This window comes from Erythrobacter litoralis (assembly GCF_001719165.1).
GTDB classification, from domain to species: domain Bacteria; phylum Pseudomonadota; class Alphaproteobacteria; order Sphingomonadales; family Sphingomonadaceae; genus Erythrobacter; species Erythrobacter litoralis.
Genome location: NZ_CP017057.1, coordinates 2388967 through 2408925, shown reverse-complemented (window position 1 = coordinate 2408925; position 19959 = coordinate 2388967). Strand labels below are relative to the sequence as shown.

Below are 19959 nucleotides of genomic sequence, written 5' to 3'. Positions count from 1 at the left end.
GCGCGGGAAAGCGCCTCTATCTTCACAACGCGCCGAAAGTCCAGCCTTCCGTCGCCGCGAGCGTGGGGGTGAGGCCGCGCGGCTTCCAGCGCGCCTCCTCGCGGTGCACCGCGCGCAGCCAGACGGCGGTGATGAGCGCGTCGCAGCTGTGATCGTCGAGCGGGCCTTCGCCCGGGACCGGAGGCGCGCCGAGCGCAGCGAGCGCTTCGTTCAGTTCTTCGACACTGCGCATCTTGGCCCGCGAAGCGGACCGCCCGGCCTCGATCGCGGCGAGCGAGGTGTAGATCTCGCAGACGACCGGGCCGCTCGCAGGAAGCGGGTCGATCGGCCAGACGGACACTGCGCGCCCGAGCCGGTGAAGCAGGCGCATGCCGGTCAGCGAGGACTTGCCGACCTGCGCCGCCCCCACGAGATTGAAATTGGAATAGGGTTTCAGGCCCATCGCGGCCTGTGCATGTTCGGTCACGCGCAGCCGCCCGCGGCCATGCGCAGCATCGTCGGCCCTGAAGCGCGCGCCCTCGCGTCCCCCATGGCGGCGGAAATAGGGGGCGATTTCGGGATGGTCGACGAAGCTTCCCGCAGCAAGGTAATCGTCGGCCCCGGCAAACGCGTCGACCAGCGCCCAAAGGCCGCGCGCGGCAGGGGGCGAGCGATCCCAGCCGGGAAAGAAGGCGTCGCAATCGGCGTAAGGCAACGAGATGCCGAGATCCATGCCGACCAGCGTGTCGCCCGGAAGATCGAGCAACAGCGCCAGCACCTCGCCCCGCGACCAGCCGCGCGGGTGAGGCGGGCGGATGAGGACCGGGGCCCCGCCTGCGCCGTGGGCAAGCGCGAGCGCGATCCCCCGTTGCCGCTCACCCGCAGCGCCCGACCAGTCGACGGCAAGGAAATGCCCGAAGCCTCTCACGCTCCGCGCCGCTCCGCGCGAAGGCGATTCCAGTATTCCATCCGCTCGCGCACCTTGCGTTCGAATCCGCGCTCGACCGGCGTGTAGAAGGCCTGCGGCTCCAACTCGGCGGGCCAGTAATCGTCGCCTGAGAAGCCTTCGCCTGTATTGTGGTCGTAGGAATAACCCTCGCCGTATCCGATCTCCTTCATCAGCTTTGTCGGCGCGTTGAGGATGTTGGCGGGCGGCATCAGGCTGCCGGTCTCCTTCGCCGATTTCCACGCCGCCTTCTGCGCCGCATAGGCGGCGTTCGATTTGGGCGCGGTGGCGCAATAGAGGCAGGCCTGGACGATGGCGAGCTCGCCTTCGGGGCTGCCGAGGAACTGGTAGGCGTCCTTTGCCGCGAGGCATTGGGTGAGCGCCTGCGGGTCGGCGAGACCGATGTCTTCAGAGGCGAAGCGCACGAGGCGGCGCAGGACGTAGAGCGGTTCCTCACCCGCAGTCAGCATCCGCGCGAGATAGTAGAGCGAGGCCTGCGGGTCCGATCCGCGCAGAGATTTGTGGAGCGCGCTGATGAGGTTGTAATGCCCGTCGCGGTCCTTGTCGTACACCGCCACGCGGCGTTGGAGGAACGCGCCGAGCTCCGCCGGGCCGAGCGGCTCGTCGAGCCCCGCATTGTAAAGCGTTTCTGCCTGTCCGAGCAGGAACCGCCCGTCGCCGTCGGCGCTGGCGATCAGGGCGGCGCGCGCTTCGTCGGTGAGGGGGAGGGGGCCTTCGAGTCCCTCCGCGCGGTCGAGCAGCTTTCCAAGAGCCTCGTGGTCCAGCCGTTCGAGGATCAGCACCTGCGCGCGGCTGAGCAGCGCGGCGTTTAGAGCGAAGCTGGGATTCTCGGTCGTCGCACCGACCAGGGTGACGGTGCCGCGCTCGACGAAGGGCAGGAATCCGTCCTGCTGCGCGCGGTTGAAGCGGTGGATCTCGTCCACGAAAAGGAGCGTCTTCCTGCCCGATCCGGCCATGCGATCGGCTTCGGCGAAGGCCTTCTTCAGATCCGCAACGCCGGAAAAGACCGCGCTGATCGAAACGAAGCGCATGTCCACCGCATCGGCGAGCAGCCGGGCGATGCTGGTCTTGCCGGTGCCCGGAGGCCCCCACAGGACCATGCTCGAAAGCCTTCCGGCAGCGACCATCCGCCCGATAGCGCCTTCGGGGCCGGTCAGGTGCTCCTGCCCGATCACCTCATCGAGCGCGCGAGGCCGCAGCCGGTCGGCAAGCGGGGCATCATCGCGCCCCGCGCCGCTCAGGGTGCCGGGCGAAGGGGAAGGGGGTGCGTCATCTCCGAACAGGTCTGCCATTGGTCCGGTGAGATAGGCCTTCGGTCGGAAAATGCCACGGCCCGCTTGCATCGCTGTATCCAAGATATATCTTGAACCTATCGAACATGGAGGATGCGATGACAGGTTTCAGATTTACCCGCCATGGCGGCCGCGGTCGGCGCGGCTCCGCGTGGCAGTTCTACGGCCCGCTGATGGCGATGGCCGCAGCCGGGAGCGGCCGCTGGGGCGGCGACTGGAACGCCGACTGGAGCGAGGAATGGGGCACGGGGCCGCGCGGCGGGGGGCGGCGACGTCGCCGCCAGCGCATGTTCGGCTCCGGCGAATTGCGCCTTGCCCTCCTCGCGCTCATCGCCGAGCAGCCGCGCCACGGCTATGAACTGATAAAGGCGATAGAGGAGATGACCGGCGGCACCTATGCGCCGAGCCCGGGCGCGGTCTATCCCACGCTCCAGCTGCTTGCCGACGAGGGCAAGATCGCCGAGGCCCAAGCGGAGGGCGCGAAAAAACCCTTCGAGGCGACCGAGGAAGGGCGCGCCGAACTCGACGAGCGCAAGGGCGAGGTCGATGCGCTGATGGCCCGACTTTCCGACGAAGGAAGCCGCGCGGAAAAGGCCCGTTCGCCAGACCTGATGCGCGCGCTCGGCAATCTCGCCAATGTTCTTGCCAACAAGGCCAAGGGCGGGCGGCTGGACAAGGCGGCGATGGAGGAGATCGTCGATATCATCGACGAGGTCGCCAAGCGCATCGAACGACTCTGACCGATCGCGCTGTGGACGCTGGGGGGGAGGCGTCCGCACAGCGGCCTGCGCGGGCTGGCAGACAAGGCGATTGCCGCGTCCGGCGCGCTTGCGTATTCCTTGCGCGGGTCGCGCCCACCGGGAGAGGGGAAGGACAATGACCGAGACCGCATCGCGCGCAAGGGCGCCATGGCACCTGTGGGCGCTCGCCCTCGTCAGCCTGATATGGTTCGCAGGCGGCGCGAACGACTACCTCCAGACCAAGCTGGGCAACCGCGAATACCTTGCGATGGCAGCCGAGGGCAGCGGTGTTTCGCTCGAGATCATGGACGGCTATGTCGCGAGCTTTCCGCTCTGGGCGACGATCGCCTGGGCGCTCGGCGTGTGGGGCGCGGTGGGGGGTTCGCTGCTGCTTGTGCTGCGCAGCCGCTTCGCCGTTCACGCCTTCATCGCCTCGTTGGCCGGCCTCGCCGTAACCACGGCCTGGACCTATGCCTCCGAGGCGTCCGCGCCTTTCGTGAACACCTTCCAGATCGTATTCAGCGTCCTCATCTGGCTGTCGGTGATCGGCATGGCCTATTATTCGTCGCGCATGACCAAGGCGGGGGTCCTGCGCTGAGGTGAGAATACCGGGCGACCCTTGCGCCCGGCCTACTAGGCCGCTTCCGCCTCGCGCCTTTGCAGCGCGCGGCGCTCCTCGACCAGACGGACATAGATATCCGCCACCACCTGGTTGATCGCGTCCCAGCTGTATTCCCGCGCCCGCGCCTCGCCCGCCGTGCCATGGGCGGCGCGCAGGGTCGCATCCTCGCAATATGGCGCGATCGCCTCGGCATAGGCACACGCATCGCCAGGTGGCACCAGCCGCCCTGTATCGCCGTCGACCACGAGGCTCGAGGCGCCGGTCGCGCCTGCCGCAACGACCGGCAGCCCGCTCGCCATCGCTTCCAGCGTTACATTGCCGAAAGTCTCGGTGACGCTGGGGTTGAAGAACACGTCGCCGCTGGCGAGCGCTTCGCCCAGGGCCTCGCCCGTCTTGAACCCGGCGAAGATGCCGCCCGGCAGCGCTTCCTCGAACCATCCGCGCGCCGGTCCGTCGCCGATCACGAGCACGCGGTGCGGCACCTGGCGCTTGCGGAGTTGGACGATCGTCTCGGCGAAGATGTCGAGCCCCTTTTCCATCACCAGCCGACCGAGGAACACGATCGCCACGTCGTCATCAGCAAGGCCGAGGCTGCGCCGCCATTCGAGATTGCGCCGCTTCGAGGTGAAGACCGCGCGGTCGACCCCGCGGCTCCACAGCCCGATATCGTCGTGCATCTCCATCGCCAGCAATTCGTCGATCATGCTCTGCGACGGCGCGACGAGCGCGTCGCAGCGATTGTAGAACCGCCGCAGCAGGCGCACCAGCAGCGGTTCGAGGAAGGCCATGTTGTAATAGCGCGGATAGGTCTCGAAGCGGGTATGGACCGAGGCGAGCACGGGCACGTCGTGTTCCTGCGCCCAGCGCAGCGCGGCATGGCCCGAGGGATCGGGCGAGGACAGATGGACGATGTTCGGCCCGAAGCGGGCAAGATCGCGCTTCACCTTCCCCCCGAGCCCGGTCGGCAGGCGGTATTCACCGCGCCCCTTCACCGGCATGGGGATATTGGGCACGCCGACGAGATCGCCGGTCGGTTCGAAATCCGGTTCCGGCACGACGGGCGAATAAACCCGCACCGCCGCGCCCTCGTCGAGCAGCGAGCCGACCAGCCGGTTCAGGGCCTGGTTCGCCCCGTCGCGGGTGTAGTTGTAATTGCCGCTGAACAGGGCGATGCGGAGGTCACTGGTTTCCATTAGCCGGCCCGTTTAGGCGAGGCAGCGCCGACGCTCAAGCAGGGAGGCACCGGCGCCGCAAGGACCCGCCTTTGGCCCAAGGCGCGCGGCTCGCGCGGCCAGTGACCGGAAAATGTCGCCGAAAGACCATCTCGCCGAAGGTTTTGCTCGGCGAAGTTTTTGCATTGCGTCATTGACTTGGCGCGCAAGCTGTCTAGTTCGGCCAGCGGGCCACGCGGTCCCAACGCCGCGCGAGCTCTCTGGAAGGAGAGAATACATGACTGCATATGCACGCGGGCTCCTGCACGAGCCGCCCGTGAAACCTGAACGTCCGCAATTTTCTTCCGGCCCTACGGTGAAATTCCCGGGCTGGTCCCTCGACAAGGTGAAGACCGCATCGCTCGGCCGATCGCACCGTTCGGCCGATGCCAAGGGCCGTCTCAAATACGCGATCGACCTCTCGCGCGAGCTGCTCGGCGTGCCCGACGACTATCTCGTCGGGATCATGCCCGGCTCCGACACCGGCGCGATCGAGGCGGCGATGTGGACCATGCTCGATCCCGCGCGCCCCGCGACGGTGGCGGCGTGGGAAAGCTTCGGCAATGTCTGGATCCAGGACGCGGTCAAGCAGCTCAAGCTGCCGAACCTGCAGATCCTCTCGGCCGATTACGGCCAGATCCCCGACCTCACCACCATCCCGCAGCGCAATGACGTGGTGTTCACCTGGAACGGCACGACTTCGGGCGCACGCATCCCGAACACGGACTGGCTCGAAAAGGGCCGCGAGGGCGTCGTGCTGAACGATGCCACCAGCGCCATCTTCGCCCAGGAGATGGACTGGCCGAAACTCGATGCCACGACCTATTCCTGGCAGAAGGTGATGGGCGGCGAAGCGCAGCACGGCATGCTGATCCTCAGCCCCAAGGCGGTCGAGCGGATCGAGAGCTATGATCCTGCCTGGCCCCTGCCCAAGTTGTTCCGCCTGAAGAAGGGCGACAAATTGAATCGCGCGATCTTCGAAGGGGCGACGATCAACACGCCCTCGCTGCTCGCGACGGAGGATTACATCGCCGCGCTCGAATGGGCGAAGTCGATCGGCGGGCGCAAGGCGTTGATCGAACGCGCCGATGCGAACGCACGGATCGTCCTCGACTGGATCGAATCGACACCCTGGCTGCGCAACATGGTCTCCGACCCGGCGCTGCGCACCAATACCGGCGTATGCATGGTCTTTCAGGGCGACTGGTACGACAACCTGCCCGAGGACGAGAAGGCCGCAGTGCCGAAGAAGATCGTCAAGCTGCTCGAAGAGCGCAATGTCGGCTACGATTTCAACGGCTATCGCGATGCGCCGCCCTCCCTTCGCATCTGGTGCGGCGGCACGCTCGAACAGGAGGATATCAAGCGCCTCCTGCCGTGGATCGAATGGGCCTACGCGACCGTCAAGGGCGCGGCCTGAGTCATTCTCACGGGTGAGGCCCCGCGCAGGCGGGGCCCTCGTTCCCATGCCTTCCCCATTGCCGCAAGAAGTCCCCGCCTGCGCGGGCGACTCGCTGGATTGGAATTTCCCATGAGCAAGCCAAAGGTACTCATTTCCGACAAGATGGACCCCAATGCCGCGCGCATCTTCGAAGAGCGCGGCTGCGAGGTCGACGTAAAGCCCGGCATGACGCCGGATGAACTGAAGGGTGTGATCGGCGACTATCACGGTCTCGCGATCCGGTCCTCGACCAAGGTCACGCCCGACATTCTGGACGCTGCGACCAATCTGAAAGTGATCGGCCGCGCCGGCATCGGGGTCGACAATGTCGATGTCCCCTATGCCAGCGGCAAGGGCGTCGTCGTGATGAACACACCGTTCGGCAATTCGATCACGACCGCCGAACACGCCATCGCGATGATGATGGCGCTCGCCCGCCAGATCCCCGACGCCAACACCCGCACCAAGGCGGGCGAATGGCCGAAGAAGGATTTCATGGGGGTCGAGGTGACCGCCAAGACACTCGGCCTTATCGGCGCGGGCAATATCGGCTCGATCGTGGCCTCCCGCGCGCAGGGTCTCAGGATGAAGGTGATCGCCTACGATCCCTTCCTGACCGAGGACCGCGCGATCGAACTGGGGATCGAGAAGGTCGATCTCGACACGCTGCTTTCGCGTGCCGATTTCGTGACGCTGCACACGCCGCTGACGGACGAGACCCGCAATATCCTCAGCCGCGAGCGGCTCGAGAACGCCAAGCCCGGCATTCGCATCGTCAATTGCGCTCGCGGCGGCCTGATCGATGAGGTCGCTCTGAAGGACTGCCTCGAAAGCGGCCAGGTCGCGGGTGCAGCGCTCGACGTGTTCGCTGAGGAGCCGGCCACGGACAACCCGCTGTTCGATGCGCCCAATTTCATCTGCACGCCGCATCTCGGCGCTTCGACGACCGAGGCCCAGGTCAATGTCGCGCTGCAGGTGGCCGAACAGATGGCGGACTATCTCGTCAATGGCGGCGTCACCAATGCGCTCAACATGCCGAGCCTGTCGGCCGAGGAAGCGCCCAAGCTGCGCCCCTACATGGCGCTTGCCGAAAAGCTCGGCAGCCTCGTCGGCCAGCTTGCTCATGGCAGCCTTACCAAGATCAGCATCGAGCGCGAGGGCGCGGCAGCCGAACTCAACGGCAAGCCGATTACCGGCGCGGTGCTTGCAGGCTTCATGCGGCGCTATTCGGACACCGTGAACATGGTCAACGCACCCTATCTCGCGAAGGAACGCGGATTGGACGTGAGTGAGATCCGGCATGACCGCGAAGGCGCGTTCAACACGCTGATCCGGGTGACGGTCGAGACATCCTCCGGTCCGCGCTCGGTCGCCGGCACGCTGTTCGGGACGCAGTCTCCGCGCCTCGTCGAGATTTTCGGGATCGGGATCGAGGCCGAACTCGACGGCGACATGCTCTACGTGGTCAATGACGACAAGCCGGGCTTCATCGGCAGGATCGGGACCATGCTCGGCGGCCACGGGATCAATATCGGCACCTTCAATCTCGGCCGCCGCGATGCGGGGGGCGAGGCGGTTCTGCTGCTCAGCCTCGACGAGCATCCGGGCGCGGAAATCATGACCGAGGCCGAAAAGCTCGAGGGCGTTAAGACGGTGAAGGCGCTGAGGTTCTAAGTCTCTCGCACCAAGCTGGCGAGAATCCATCGGCCTCCCGGCGCGCATGCTTGCCGGGGGGCCGTTTTCCTTTTAGCGCCAGCGCCGACATGACCCAACCGACCGACCTGTTGCCCGAGGGGCTCGAGGACCGCCTTCCCGCTTCGGCCGCGCGCATCACCCATGCGATGCGCGCCTGCCTCGACGTGCTCCACACCCATGGCTACGACCGGGTGCGCCCGCCGCTGCTCGAATTCGAACGCTCGCTGGCGAGCCGGATGCAGGGCATCCGCACGCAGGCCATGTTCCGCTTCGTCGATCCCGCGAGCCTGCGAACGCTCGCTCTGCGTTCCGACATCACTCCGCAGGTCGGGCGGATCGCCGCGACCAGCATGAAGACTGCCCCGCGCCCGCTGCGGCTCGCCTATTGTGGGGAGACCGCGCTGATCCGCGCGAGCCAACTCGATCCCGCACGCCAGCGGCTGCAACTGGGCGCGGAACTGATCGGCGTGGATACCATCGCCGCCGCGAGCGAGATCGTGATGGTGGCGATAGAGGCGCTCATGGGCGCAGGGCTGACCGGTATCAGCGTCGATTTCACTCTCCCCGACCTCGTCGATACGCTGGCCGCGAGGGACGGCGACACCGATCCTGACCATATCGAGGCGGTGCGGCGCGAACTCGATACCAAGGATGCGGGCGGGCTGAGAGATGCGGGCGGCGAGGCCTATCTTCCTTTGCTCTACGCCGCCGGTCCGTTCGACAGCGCACTCGCCGACCTGCGGGAATATGATGCGGGCGGGGCGCTCGCGACGCGGCTCGACGGGCTCAAAGCGATCGCGGCGCGGGTGAAGGCGGCGCACGGGCCGGACGTTCGCCTGACGCTCGATCCGACCGAGCGGTATGGCTTCGAATACCAGAGCTGGTTCGGCTTCACGCTCTATGCCGATGCCCTGCGCGGCGCGGCGGGGCGCGGCGGGACCTACCGGATCGGCGGGAGCGAGGAGGCGGCGACGGGTTTCTCGCTCTATGTCGACCACCTCGCCGAGGTCGCGCCCGAGGCGGGCGGCGGGCGGGTGGTCTACCTCCCGCTCGGCCACGACGCGGACGCGGCGGCGAAGCTGCGCGCCGAGGGCTGGCGCACGCTCGCGCAGCTTGGCGAGGGCGAGGATGCGGGGATGCTCGGCTGCACCCACGTGCTCGAAGGCGACACGCCGAAGGAACTGGAGGCATCGCAATGACCGACGCCGATAAGAAGGTAGGGGCCGCCCCCATCGCGCTCGAAAACGACCCGCTCGCGCCCTATTTCATAGCCCCCGCATGGCGCGTGGGCGACCTCGTGCTGTGCTCCGGGCAGGCGAGCATCGGCGAGGACGGCAGCATCGTCGGCGAAGGGGATTTCGACGCCCAGCTTGCCCAGACCTTCGCCAATATCGAACGCGTTCTGGCCGCGGCCGGAAGCGACCTGTCGAAAGTGGTCAAGGTCGTGATCTACCTCACCGACATGGCGCATTTCCCCAAGATCGTGGAAGCGCGGCAGAAATACTTCACGCCGCCCTACCCTGCCGACACGACGGTGGAGGTAAAGGGGCTGGCGCTGCCCGAGCTACTGGTGGAGATCGACGTTACCGCTGTGGTTTGAGGGGGTGCTGAGCCAGGGCCGCAATGGCTGCTTCTGGGTGGTTTTCTGACTGGCGGGTTTTGGGCAGCGTTAATACAGTAGCTGCCATACGGAGAGCGAAATTGATCGGATATGTTGCCTTGCTTCGTGCCGTGAATGTCGGCGGGACCGGCAAATTGCCGATGACCGAACTGGTTCGGATGAGCGAGGCGGCAGGGTTTGAGAATGTGAAAACCTACATCGCGAGCGGCAATGTCGTGTTCAAAAGCAAGAGGTCCGAGGGCGAGGTGCGGTCCGCTCTCGAGGAGCGGCTAAAAGAGTATGCTGGCAGGGACGTGGGCGTGGTCTTGCGGACGGCCACCGAACTCGCTGATACATTGGCCCGCAACCCGTTCTCGGACTCACCAGGCAATCGCGTCACGGCGCTATTTGTGAATGAAACACTTCCTACCGATCCACTTGACGGCGTGAAAGGGATCACGAACGAAGAGGTGCGACTAGGCAAACGCGAACTGTTTGTTCTCTATCCGGACGGCATGGCCAAAACCCGGCTTCGCATACCGAGCGACAGACACGGAACGGCCCGGAACATGAATACCGTGGCGAAGCTCGCGGAGATGGCCGCGACCGTCGCTTAGTCAGAGTTTGTAACGGAACACATAATCATGCCGATCCTGCAGGGCATCGATAGTCATCGTTCCCGTGAGTCCGGTTAGCCCATCTGATGCGGAATCTGGGACGACGACGACCGTCAGTGATGGCGTGCCCTTGTCCATCAATCCGCTATGCTGGAGAATGAAGGAGCCCTGTTTGCCGCCGAGAGTGGCGGTCACACGCTCCATCGCTACGTAGCCGGCGGAACCTTCAACGCCACTGCGAAACGCGAGCATCTGCCCAGCACTCGTTCCTTGCAGGTCACCGCGAAAAGTCTTGTCGATAGACATACCGCCGATTGGGCCATCATCCGAACCGATTGGCGTTAGCTTTACGTCAAAAGTGCCTGTCGCTGTGTTCTGCATCTGCTTCCTCATTCCAGCTCTGTCTGCTTTTAGCTCCCTCGCGCTCAGGATGGAACGACCGAAAAGGGGTCTATTCTGTTGAAGAAGTCGCGGCAGGGGCGAGCTGAAGGCGAGGTTTGGATTTACGCGAGCGAGCTGCCATCCCGCTCAGGCGGGTGCGAGCCCCGGCATTGGTTGCATCTTGGCCAGTTTTCGGAGGTTCTGGGCTGCTGCGGCGAGGTGGAACTCGTCTTTTGCTCCGTTGGGACCGCGCAGGCGTAAGCGGTCTAGCTTCAGTATTCGCTTGAGGTGCGCAAACAGCATCTCGACCTTCTTTCTCTGGCGGCGTGAGACGAGATAGGCTTCGGTGTTGGCGATATCGCGGGCCATATCGCGTGCGCCTTCGTGGATCGAGCGCATGATCTTGCGGGCGGGCATTTTGGGCGTGCAGCGCTGCTTGAGTTCGCAGCCCTGGCAGTCCTTCTGGCTTGCGCGGTAGCGGATGAAGCCATCGGCATTGGCCAGCGGACGCGGCGTCTTGAAGTTGCGATTGGACGGGCGGAGGCGTTTGCCGCCAGGGCAGATATAGCTGTCGTCCTCATGGTCGAAGGTGAAGGCTGATCGCTCAAAGGTGTCGTCCTTTCTGGCCGACTTGTCGCGCGACAATCAGGATGAGAAAGCGCGACAATCAAGATGAGAATCCGGTGTGGGGGAACCGGCGCAGGGCGTAGCCCGTAGCCGGTTCCCCCACACCGGGGCGCCCTTTGCTGGGCTGCCGAGATGATCGCGGTGTCAGGTATGGTTGGGTTTTCCTTCTGCGGAGGACCTGCCGTGTGCCTGGCCGTCACATAACCGATCATCAGATGAGGCTGTTCATGACATTGAGGAAAGATCACTCGGTAGCGCAGGCTGCGGTGAAGGCCGGGATGAGTCCCGCGACGGGCTATCGGCTGTTGCAGGATCCGCAGCGGCCGTTGCAGACGAAAGCGCCGCGCGGGCGGCGGCGTCCCGATCCGCTGGCAGGATACTTTGACGAGGAGGTCGTGCCGTTGCTGGAAGCAGCGCCCGGGCTTCGTCCGATCGCGATCTTCGAGGAGCTGCGCCGCCGGCATGGCAGCCTGCCGTTTGCGCGCCGGACGCTCGAGCGACGGATCAGGGCCTGGCGTGCGCTGCATGGGCCCGAACGCGAGGTCATCTTCCGGCAGTTGCATGAGCCTGGCAGACTTGGCCTGTCGGACTTTACCGATATGGGCGATTTTGATGTCACGGTCGCCGGCGTGCCGCTTGAGCACATGCTCTATCACTTCCGGCTGACCTATGGCGGGTTCGAGCACTGCCATGTGATCCTGGGCGGCGAGAGCTTTGTTGCCTTGGCCGAGGGGCTGCAGAATGCCTTGTGGTCAGCGGGCGGCGCACCGCGGCTTCACCGGACGGACAGCCTGTCGGCGGCGTTCCGCAATCTTGCTGCTGATGCCCGGGCTGATCTGACCACGCGATATGATGCGCTGTGCCAGCATTACGGGATGGAGCCGACCCGCAACAACACAGGGGTGGCCCATGAGAACGGTTCGATCGAGAGCTCTCATGGCCATATCAAGGCTGCGGTGAGGGATGCCTTGCTGCTGAGGGGAAGCAGCGACTTTGCCGATCTGGCGGCGTATCGCTGCTTCATCGATGAGGTCGTGACCGCGCGCAACCGGCGTCATGCTCCCTCGATCGATGCCGAGCGCCGCACCTTGCAGCCGCTGCCTGACACGCGCACGAGTGATTACGAGGAGGTGCTGGTCGCGGTCACCTCATCGGGCGGCTTCACCTTGCGCAAGGTGTTCTACACCGTGCCCTCGCGGCTGATCGGACACAAGCTGCGCGCGCGGCTTTACGATGACCGGATCGACCTGTTCCTGGGCGGCACCCAGCTGATGACCCTGGTGCGCGGCCGCGCTGGCGACAATGGCAAGCATGGTCATATCGTCGATTACCGGCATGTGATCCACTCGCTCAGGCGCAAGCCGATGGCGCTCATGGGGCTGGTCTATCGCGACAGCCTGTTCCCCCGCGAAGCCTACCGGCGGATGTTCGAGCATCTGCTGGAGCAAGAAGGCGAGCGCTCGGCTTGCAGGATCACCGTTGATCTGCTGGCCATGGCGCACGAGCGGGCCTGCGAGGCTGAACTTGCCGGACTGCTCGAAGCCGATCTTGCCGCGCGACGATGCCCTGACATCGGCGCCCTGCGAAGCCGGTTCTCCCCCGATCCCGCTCAGCTGCCCGCGGTCACGGTCAAGCTCGGCGGGCTTGCATCCTATGACAGCCTGATCGGATGGGGAGAGGCGGCATGAGCACAGGTCCGATGATCGATGCCCAGCGCCTCAGCCTGATGCTGAACGAGCTGCGCTTGCCGGCAATCAAGCATATCTGGGGCGACTTTGCCGCGCGCGCAGACAAGGAAGGCTGGCCTGCGGCCCGGCTTCTGGCCGCGCTCGCCGAGCATGAGATCGCCGAACGGGATCGGCGGCGGACCGAGCGGCATCTGGCCGAAGCCAAGCTCCCTGCCGGAAAGACCCTCGATACCTTCGCGTTCGATGCCGTGCCAATGGTCTCCAAGGCGCAGGTCATGGCGATGTGCGCCGGCGACGGATGGCTCGAGCAGGGTGCCAACCTCATCCTGTTCGGCCCTCCTGGTGGCGGCAAGACCCATCTGGCCGCTGCCATCGGCCTCGCGCTGGTCGAGAATGGTTGGCGCGTCCTGTTCACGCGCACGTCCGATCTGGTGCAGCGGCTCCAGATCGCCCGGCGCGAACTGGCGCTCGAATCCGCGCTGGCAAAGCTCGACAAGTATCATCTGCTGGTGCTCGACGACTTCGCTTACGTCAGCCGGGACCAGGCCGAAACCTCGGTCCTGTTCGAACTGATCAGCGCCCGCTACGAACGTCGCTCGCTGCTGATCACCGCCAACCAGCCCTTCGGCGACTGGAACAGTGTCTTCCCGGATCCGGCCATGACGCTCGCCGCGGTGGATCGTCTGGTCCATCACGCAACAATCTTCGAGATGAACGTCGAAAGCTACCGGCGACGAACCGCCGAAGCGCGTCGCTCAGGCCCAGGCCGACCAGCGACCTACACGACGCCCAAGGTCCTCGAAGCCGTCCGCGACAATCAGGACGACAAATAGCCCTTGCCAGCGACAATCAGAATGCGCACAAACTGTCGCGCCGCGACAATCAACTTCTCATCCTGATCGTCGCGCAACTCTCACCTTGAATGTCGCGCTACACCGACTTGTCGAACACCGGGATATGCGGCTCGATGCCCTGATCCTCGACCAGCCAGGCGAGGTTCGGTGCTGAGCCATAGGCCGCATCTGCCACCAGCTTTTCAGGCCACAGCCCGAAGCGTTCTTGCGTCCGCTCGATCATCCGGCGCTGGGCGAGCACTTCGGCCTGGCGCACCGATGTGGTCGCCTCGACATCGACGATCACCGCGTGGTCGAGGTCGATCATATAGTTGGTGGAGTAGGAGTAGAACGCCGCCTCGCGCGTTGCCGCAGTCCAGCGCGCGGCAGGATCGGTGAGGTTGATCCGCTTGGGTGTGACCGGCGTCGATCCACCGAACGCGGCATCGTCGAGCACTTCGAGATACTCGGCCACCGCGCGGCCCGCAGCTTCGGGTGGCAGCCCCTCCTCGCCAGGCACCGAACGCTGCCGGTGTACATCGGCGCGGATCAGGCTGGCATCGACCGCGAAGCCTTCGGCACCCACCAGCCCTTCGGCCATGCAGCGCTCGACGGTCATCTCGAACAGCTTGCGCAAGAGGTCACTGTCGCGGAACCGACCATGCCGGTTCTTCGAGAAGGTCGAGTGATCGGGCACTGACCCATTGAGATCAAGTCGACAGAACCAGCGATAGGCAAGGTTGAGATGAACTTCCTCGCACAGCCGCCGCTCTGATCGGATGCCCATGCAGTAGCCGATGATCAGCATTCGGATCATCAGTTCGGGATCGATCGAAGGGCGACCGGTCGAACTGCAAAACGGCTTCAGGTGCTCGCGGATGCCATCAAGATCGACGAACCGATCGATCGAACGCAGCAAGTGATCTTCGGGGACATGATCCTCGATGCGAAAGCTGTAGAACAGCGCCTCCTGCATCACCGTCCGCTCGCCCATCATCAGCATATCTCCCGCTTCGCGAAGATCACTGAATCAGCAGCTTAGCCCTTCTGCAAGCGGAGTTTTTCAACAGAATAGGGGTCGTAAGCGGACAGTCCGCTGTCGGCTCTCGGCAGGGCCGCTCGCCCTTATCCGAGCACCCGCGCCAGGAACGCATCCACCTCCCGGGTCTGCACCCCGCCCGCCTCGGTGCCGATTTCGCGGTTCATCCGCCCGTGGTCGGTCCCTTCGACCGCCACCGCTTCCGCTTCGACGCCGCCCGCGCGCAGGCGTTCGGCAAGCGCCTCGGACTGGGCGGAGGAAGCCTCGCGGTCCGCGACGTAGAGCGCCAGCCAGTTGGGCGCGTCTTTGCCGCCGACATGGGTGACGGGGGAAAACGCCTCCTGCACCGCTTCGTCCGCGGTGAAGGCGTTGTAGTAGACCTGCCAGAACTCGGGCGCGGCCGAGGCCATCTGCGCCTTCACGTCGTAGCCGGCCCCGTCGAGCAGGACGACGCCCCGGATCGCGTGGAACGCCTCGTCCGCGTATTTCGGATCGGTCGCGACCAGCGCGGCGAGATGCGCGCCCGCGCTGTGGCCCATCAGCACGATGCGGTCCGCGTCGAAGCCGATCGCGCCCGCTTGTCCGCGCAGCGCCCGCAGGGCCGCACCGATGTCCCCGGCCTGCTCCGCCACGCTCACATCCGGCACCAGCCGGTATCCCGTCGACGCGAAGTAATACCCTTGCGCGTTCAGATGCGCCGGCTTCACCTGCACCAGCTTGTGGTTTCCCATCCGCCAGCCTCCGCCATGGACGAACAGCACCAGCGGCAGCGGATCGACCGCGCCCTCGGGTTCGTAGACGTCGACCTGCTGGCGCGCATCTTTCCCATAGAGAACGCTGCGCGTCGGTTTTGCCGTCGGGCGCAGGCCCTCGGGACGGGTTTCGAGCGAGCCCTGACGCCCGCGCGCCTCGATCCGGGCGCGCAGCTCGGCCTTGCATTCATCGGGGATCTCGGCCCGCCGCTCGCGCAGGCAGGCACGGAATGCCGCGCGGTCGGCTTCGTCCACCTCGTAGCACAGCGCGATCAGCTCCTCGCGGCAGTTTTCCGACAGGCGGCCCGCGCGCTGCTGCGCGAGGATCGGCGTCGCGGCGAGCGCGCCAGCCACGAGGGCGGCGAGCGCGGCTGTGAATTTCGTCATGTTGACCCCTTTTTGCTTGCCTCTATCGCTTTAACGCGCGCTTCGCCGCCACCCTTCGCCCGCCCGGGGAGCGAGTGCAAGCAAGCAGCGCGGCAAGGTTCGCGCAATGACCGCAGCGGGGCGGCTCCGGCGGTGCTTGCCCTTGGCTGCCCAAGCGCCTAACCCCGCCCGGTTTGCGCGCCCGAGCCGGGCGCGGCCGAGAGGACTCGCAAAGGACATACATGGCCAACGTCACCGTGATCGGCGCCCAGTGGGGCGATGAAGGCAAGGGCAAGATCGTCGACTGGCTGGCGAGCCGCGCCGATGCCGTCGTGCGGTTCCAGGGCGGGCACAATGCGGGCCACACGCTCGTCATCGACGGGACCACCTACAAGCTTTCGCTCCTGCCTTCCGGTATCGTCTCGGGCACGATGAGCCTCATCGGCAACGGCGTCGTGCTCGATCCCTGGGCGCTGCGCGACGAGGTCGGCAAGCTCGAAGGGCAGGGGGTGAAGATCGATGACGACAATCTCGCCATCGCCGACAATTGCCCGCTGATCCTGCCGCTGCACCGCGACCTCGACGCGCTGCGCGAAGGCGCTGCGGGCAAGGGCAAGATCGGCACGACCGGGCGCGGGATCGGCCCTGCCTACGAGGACAAGGTCGGCAGGCGGGCGATCCGCGTTTGCGACCTCGCCCATCTCGACACGCTGGAGCCGCAGCTCGACCGGCTGTGCGCGCATCACGATGCGCTGCGGGCAGGCTTCGACCAGCCGCCGGTCGACCGCGCGGAGCTGCTCGAACAATTGCGCGATGTCGCCCCCTTCGTGCTGCGTTTCGCCCAGCCGGTGTGGAAACGGCTCAAGAAGATCAGGAAGGCCGGGGCCAAGGTGCTGTTCGAGGGCGCGCAGGGCGTGCTGCTCGATGTCGACCACGGCACCTATCCCTTCGTCACCAGTTCGAACACGGTGAGCGGGACGGCGGCGAGCGGAAGCGGGCTCGGGCCCAACGCGACCGGCTTCGTGCTTGGCATCGTCAAGGCCTACACCACCCGCGTCGGCTCCGGGCCTTTCCCGACCGAACTCGACGACGAAACCGGCAAGTCGCTGGGCGAGAGGGGGCACGAATTCGGCACTGTCACCGGGCGCCAGCGGCGCGTCGGCTGGTTCGACGCGGTGCTCGTGCGCCAGACCTGCGCGATCAGCGGCGTGACCGGCATCGCGCTGACGAAAATCGACGTGCTCGACGGGCTCGAAAAGGTGAAGATCTGCACCGGTTATCGCCTGCGCGGCAATGTCTACGACTACCTCCCCAGCCATGCCGGCGACCAGGCCAGCGTCGAGCCGATCTACGAGGAGATGGAAGGGTGGCGCGAAAGCACTGCGGGCGCGCGCAGCTTCGCCGATCTTCCGGCCAATGCTGTCAAGTACATCCAGCGCGTGCAGGAGCTGATCGAATGCCCCGTCGCGCTAGTCTCGACCAGTCCCGAGCGCGATGACACGATCCTCGTGCGCGACCCGTTCGAGGATTGAGGCGAACAGTCAAGTGCCGGGGGTCGCCCCCAATTGAACGGAAACCGGCGCGGCTGTATTGTGCGCAGCCATGCGATGCCTGATCTCAGCGGTCCTGCTGGTCATCCTTGCCGCCTGTTCCGGTCCTCCGGAAGAGGTCGTGCGCGCGCCGAGCGAGGGGATCACCACCACGCGCAGCCCGGCCTCGCGCGAGCTGCCGCCGGGCCGTGCGCTGGTCGCGGACTACCTTCTGGTCGACAAGTCGGAACGGCTTCTGGTTGCCTACAGCAGAGGCGAGCCGATCCGCGCTTATCGCGGCCTCGCATTCGGTGACGCGCCGATGGGTCACAAACGGTTCGAAGGCGACGAACGCACTCCGGAAGGGATCTACAGCATCGACTTGCGCAATCCCAACAGCCGCTATCACCTGTCCCTGCGGATCTCCTATCCCAATGCCGACGACCGCGCTTTCGCCGCGCGTTACGGGCGTTCTGCTGGCGGCGACATCTTCATCCACGGCCAGCCGAACGGCTATCCCGGACCGCCTCTGCCCGGCAATTGGACCGATGGCTGCATCGCGCTCTCGAATGCCGAGATCGAGGAACTCTGGCGGCTCGTCCCCGACGGCACCCCGATCGAAATCAGGCCCTGAAGCGGCCTGAACCCGCCCCCGCGTCAAGCGGTCGGGACGGCTTTTGGACTTGACATGATCGCGCTTTGTTCTAATTTTGTTCCGATCAGGCAGAAGGGGCAATTCGATGAGCGCGACAGATTTTGCATATGACCTCGCCAGCGATGCGGCGGGGCTTCCCTCTCGCATCGCCGTTTTCGCCGATGGCACGGCAAGACGCCGCGAAATGCTCGGCGATCTTGCCGGGGCGGGCTTTCGGACGATCGACGGGGGCGCGCTCGATGCGCTGCTCGGCGGGCCGATCACTTTGCTGGGCGATGTCGTTCTGGTCGATTGCCCCGCCGTCGATGCGCAGCACCTTGCCGCGCTCGCCCGCCTCGACATGCGCGTCGCGCAGTCGGGTGCCCGGCTGATCGTTTCGACCTCGATGAAGGCGCTCGACGACGTGTTCGCCGCGCTCGACCAGTGCGAACCGCAGATCCTCGTCACGCCCAGCCGGGCAGAGCGGGTCGTGGCGGTCGGCCGCGTCATGGCCGAGATCGCCGATCCGCGCGTACGCGAAATGACCGAAGAGGACCGCTTCGACCTGCTGCGCCTTTCGCAGCAGGTCGAAGCGATCGCGAGCAAGCTCGATGGGCTTTCGGGCAGCGGCCGCTTTGCCGGGCCGCATGGGCAGGCCGACAATGCGGGGGAGGGCCGGTCCTTACCCGATACGCCCGCCCACCAGCCTTCGAGCCCGGCCCGGCTGTACGATTCCCAAAACCCCCCGCTCCCCGATCCGCGCATGGTGCGCAGGATCATCGCCGGCCGACAGGCGCATGCGCGCTTCTTCGATGGCGCGCTTTTCGTCGATCCTGCCTGGGACATGCTGCTCGACCTCACCGCAGCCCATGGAGAAGGGCAGAAGGTTTCAGTGACCTCGCTGTGCATCTCTGCGGACGTGCCAGCGACAACGGCGCTGCGCTGGCTGGGGCAGATGGTCGAAACCGGTATCTTCCGGCGGATCGCCGACGAAACCGACCGTCGACGCGCCTTCATCGCGCTGAGCGATGCCTCGATCGAGGCGATGTCGCGCTATTTCGCCGAAGTCGAGGTGCCGCTGGCGCAGCCCGCCTAGCCGGGGTTCGCGCCAGTACCATGGCGCAGGATAACCGTCATCCCGGCCGGGTCTGCGCCGCCGTCCGGAAAAGCGCATCGCGGCCTTTCTGAAGAACGGCAGGACAGACGATCGCAGGTTATCCGCCGCGCATCTGCGCGGACCCGGGCGAGGATCGCAGGGGCGATCCCCGGATCGGCGCAGACCGTGTCGGCCTCGCCAAGCATCCGGGCCTGTTTCACGGTGAGGTCTTCGGGATCATCGCTTCGGATGGTGAATTCGGCAAGGGTGGGGGGGCGCGGCGTATCGGCTGCCTCGAGCCAATCGCCAACCCGCTCGTGCGAGGCGGGATCGAGCACATCGAGCGCGCCACCTTCGCGCAGCGCCGCATCGAGCGCGCGGCGGCGTTCGGCAGCGTCGGGGAACCTATCTCGCAGGCGGGCGCGGAATGCGAACAGCGCATCGGCAAGCCCGCCCAGCTGATCGGGAAGGATCCGTTCAAGCCTCAGGCGCAGGTGCTTCGCAAGGCCGGCCGAAGCTCCCCCGGTGCCGACCGCGATCAGGACGGGTTTGCGGTCGAGCAGGCTCGGCGTGGTAAAATCGCACAATTCTGGCCGGTCGACGACATTCACAAGCATTCCTGCACAGCGCAGGTTGATCGCCGCCACCTCGCAGGCCTTCGCGTCCTCGTGCGCGACAAAGGCGATGCGCACCCCCTCGTCTATGGCGCGCTGCATGTCCTCGACGATTATCCCGCCAGCACGCTGCACAAGCCGCCGCTTGGGTTCGGCCGCCTGCCCTTCGCCCAGCACCAGGACCTTCTGACCCTCGATCCGGTGAAACAACGGGAGGCTTTCAAGTTCGGCCATGT

General features: G+C 65.7%; 18 protein-coding genes and 2 pseudogenes. 12 read left to right on the top strand and 8 right to left on the bottom strand.

Going from position 1 to position 19959, the window contains the following annotated elements:
- Window positions 1-22: 22 nt before the first annotated feature.
- A complete protein-coding gene (locus Ga0102493_RS11545; protein ID WP_034903606.1) occupies window positions 23-907 on the bottom strand; it encodes a hypothetical protein in 885 nt (294 codons plus the stop codon).
- Entirely contained in the window at window positions 904-2238 is a 1335-nt protein-coding gene (locus Ga0102493_RS11540; RefSeq protein ID WP_034903609.1) for a replication-associated recombination protein A, read from the bottom strand. The genes Ga0102493_RS11545 and Ga0102493_RS11540 overlap by 4 nt, the downstream gene beginning before the upstream one ends.
- Window positions 2239-2336: 98 nt before the next feature.
- Between Ga0102493_RS11540 and Ga0102493_RS11535 the strand changes: the two genes are divergently transcribed.
- Entirely contained in the window at window positions 2337-2978 is a 642-nt protein-coding gene (locus Ga0102493_RS11535) for a PadR family transcriptional regulator (protein ID WP_034903803.1), read from the top strand.
- A gap of 136 nt (window positions 2979-3114) precedes the next feature.
- A complete protein-coding gene (locus Ga0102493_RS11530; RefSeq protein WP_034903611.1) occupies window positions 3115-3576 on the top strand; it encodes a hypothetical protein in 462 nt (153 codons plus the stop codon).
- Window positions 3577-3611: 35 nt separating this feature from the next.
- On the opposite strand, the gene Ga0102493_RS11525 is transcribed toward Ga0102493_RS11530, so the two are convergent.
- A complete protein-coding gene (locus Ga0102493_RS11525; protein ID WP_034903614.1) occupies window positions 3612-4793 on the bottom strand; it encodes a glycosyltransferase family 4 protein in 1182 nt (393 codons plus the stop codon).
- A 256-nt stretch (window positions 4794-5049) separates the two neighbouring features.
- On the opposite strand from Ga0102493_RS11525, the gene Ga0102493_RS11520 reads away from it, so the two are divergent.
- The 5 genes from Ga0102493_RS11520 (at window position 5050) to Ga0102493_RS11500 (ending at window position 10164) form a co-directional block, all read left to right on the top strand.
- Window positions 5050-6231, top strand: coding sequence for a phosphoserine transaminase (locus Ga0102493_RS11520; protein ID WP_034903617.1), 1182 nt, complete (start codon window positions 5050-5052; stop codon window positions 6229-6231).
- A gap of 111 nt (window positions 6232-6342) precedes the next feature.
- Entirely contained in the window at window positions 6343-7926 is a 1584-nt protein-coding gene (gene serA / locus Ga0102493_RS11515; protein ID WP_034903620.1) for a phosphoglycerate dehydrogenase, read from the top strand.
- A gap of 89 nt (window positions 7927-8015) precedes the next feature.
- Window positions 8016-9146, top strand: coding sequence for an ATP phosphoribosyltransferase regulatory subunit (locus tag Ga0102493_RS11510; RefSeq protein WP_034903622.1), 1131 nt, complete (start codon window positions 8016-8018; stop codon window positions 9144-9146).
- Complete coding sequence (locus Ga0102493_RS11505) at window positions 9143-9547, top strand: RidA family protein (protein WP_051697949.1); 405 nt, start codon at window positions 9143-9145, stop codon at window positions 9545-9547. The genes Ga0102493_RS11510 and Ga0102493_RS11505 overlap by 4 nt, the downstream gene beginning before the upstream one ends.
- Before the next feature lie 101 nt (window positions 9548-9648).
- Window positions 9649-10164 carry a DUF1697 domain-containing protein gene (locus tag Ga0102493_RS11500; protein WP_034903806.1) on the top strand — a complete coding sequence of 172 codons (516 nt, stop codon included), beginning with the start codon at window positions 9649-9651 and terminating at the stop codon, window positions 10162-10164.
- On the opposite strand, the gene Ga0102493_RS11495 is transcribed toward Ga0102493_RS11500, so the two are convergent.
- The gene (locus Ga0102493_RS11495; RefSeq protein WP_034903807.1) at window positions 10165-10545 is read right to left on the bottom strand and encodes a DUF3224 domain-containing protein; all 381 of its coding nucleotides are present in this window, start codon (window positions 10543-10545) and stop codon (window positions 10165-10167) included.
- 147 nt (window positions 10546-10692) lie between these two features.
- Window positions 10693-11181 (bottom strand): annotated as a pseudogene (locus tag Ga0102493_RS11490) (transposase); the annotation flags it as partial.
- Window positions 11182-11357: 176 nt separating this feature from the next.
- On the opposite strand from Ga0102493_RS11490, the gene istA reads away from it, so the two are divergent.
- On the top strand, window positions 11358-12860 hold the full coding sequence (gene istA, locus Ga0102493_RS11485; protein ID WP_034901634.1) for an IS21 family transposase: 1503 nt from the start codon (window positions 11358-11360) through the stop codon (window positions 12858-12860).
- Entirely contained in the window at window positions 12857-13693 is an 837-nt protein-coding gene (istB, locus tag Ga0102493_RS11480; protein ID WP_034901636.1) for an IS21-like element helper ATPase IstB, read from the top strand. Before istA ends, istB begins: the two co-directional genes overlap by 4 nt.
- A 103-nt stretch (window positions 13694-13796) precedes the next feature.
- Here the strand turns inward: istB and Ga0102493_RS11475 are convergent.
- Window positions 13797-14690 (bottom strand): annotated as a pseudogene (locus tag Ga0102493_RS11475) (transposase); the annotation flags it as partial.
- Between the two features lie 128 nt (window positions 14691-14818).
- Complete coding sequence (locus Ga0102493_RS11470; protein WP_034906963.1) at window positions 14819-15871, bottom strand: alpha/beta hydrolase; 1053 nt, start codon at window positions 15869-15871, stop codon at window positions 14819-14821.
- A gap of 221 nt (window positions 15872-16092) precedes the next feature.
- Between Ga0102493_RS11470 and Ga0102493_RS11465 the strand changes: the two genes are divergently transcribed.
- The 3 genes from Ga0102493_RS11465 (at window position 16093) to Ga0102493_RS11455 (ending at window position 19109) form a co-directional block, all read left to right on the top strand.
- Window positions 16093-17382 (top strand): adenylosuccinate synthase, encoded by a 1290-nt coding sequence (locus Ga0102493_RS11465; protein ID WP_034906961.1) that lies wholly within the window; start codon window positions 16093-16095, stop codon window positions 17380-17382.
- Window positions 17383-17452: 70 nt separating this feature from the next.
- A complete protein-coding gene (locus Ga0102493_RS11460) occupies window positions 17453-18013 on the top strand; it encodes a L,D-transpeptidase family protein (protein ID WP_034906960.1) in 561 nt (186 codons plus the stop codon).
- A 106-nt stretch (window positions 18014-18119) separates the two neighbouring features.
- Window positions 18120-19109: a helix-turn-helix domain-containing protein gene (locus Ga0102493_RS11455; protein ID WP_034906959.1), complete on the top strand. Its 990-nt coding sequence runs from the start codon at window positions 18120-18122 to the stop codon at window positions 19107-19109.
- Here the strand turns inward: Ga0102493_RS11455 and Ga0102493_RS11450 are convergent.
- Window positions 19106-19957, bottom strand: coding sequence for a precorrin-2 dehydrogenase/sirohydrochlorin ferrochelatase family protein (locus Ga0102493_RS11450; protein ID WP_034906958.1), 852 nt, complete (start codon window positions 19955-19957; stop codon window positions 19106-19108). The genes Ga0102493_RS11455 and Ga0102493_RS11450 overlap by 4 nt on opposite strands.
- Between the last annotated feature and the right edge of the window lie 2 nt (window positions 19958-19959).

Coding starts and splice junctions, on each gene's coding strand:
- Ga0102493_RS11450 (WP_034906958.1), bottom strand. CDS start 19,957: ATGGCCGAACTTGAAAGCCTCCCGTTGTTTCACCGGATCGAGGGTCAG.
- istB (WP_034901636.1), top strand. CDS start 12,857: ATGAGCACAGGTCCGATGATCGATGCCCAGCGCCTCAGCCTGATGCTG.
- Ga0102493_RS11455 (WP_034906959.1), top strand. CDS start 18,120: ATGAGCGCGACAGATTTTGCATATGACCTCGCCAGCGATGCGGCGGGG.
- Ga0102493_RS11525 (WP_034903614.1), bottom strand. CDS start 4,793: ATGGAAACCAGTGACCTCCGCATCGCCCTGTTCAGCGGCAATTACAAC.
- Ga0102493_RS11520 (WP_034903617.1), top strand. CDS start 5,050: ATGACTGCATATGCACGCGGGCTCCTGCACGAGCCGCCCGTGAAACCT.
- serA (WP_034903620.1), top strand. CDS start 6,343: ATGAGCAAGCCAAAGGTACTCATTTCCGACAAGATGGACCCCAATGCC.
- Ga0102493_RS11505 (WP_051697949.1), top strand. CDS start 9,143: ATGACCGACGCCGATAAGAAGGTAGGGGCCGCCCCCATCGCGCTCGAA.
- Ga0102493_RS11535 (WP_034903803.1), top strand. CDS start 2,337: ATGACAGGTTTCAGATTTACCCGCCATGGCGGCCGCGGTCGGCGCGGC.
- Ga0102493_RS11530 (WP_034903611.1), top strand. CDS start 3,115: ATGACCGAGACCGCATCGCGCGCAAGGGCGCCATGGCACCTGTGGGCG.
- Ga0102493_RS11470 (WP_034906963.1), bottom strand. CDS start 15,871: ATGACGAAATTCACAGCCGCGCTCGCCGCCCTCGTGGCTGGCGCGCTC.
- Ga0102493_RS11540 (WP_034903609.1), bottom strand. CDS start 2,238: ATGGCAGACCTGTTCGGAGATGACGCACCCCCTTCCCCTTCGCCCGGC.
- Ga0102493_RS11495 (WP_034903807.1), bottom strand. CDS start 10,545: ATGCAGAACACAGCGACAGGCACTTTTGACGTAAAGCTAACGCCAATC.
- Ga0102493_RS11460 (WP_034906960.1), top strand. CDS start 17,453: ATGCGATGCCTGATCTCAGCGGTCCTGCTGGTCATCCTTGCCGCCTGT.
- Ga0102493_RS11465 (WP_034906961.1), top strand. CDS start 16,093: ATGGCCAACGTCACCGTGATCGGCGCCCAGTGGGGCGATGAAGGCAAG.
- Ga0102493_RS11510 (WP_034903622.1), top strand. CDS start 8,016: ATGACCCAACCGACCGACCTGTTGCCCGAGGGGCTCGAGGACCGCCTT.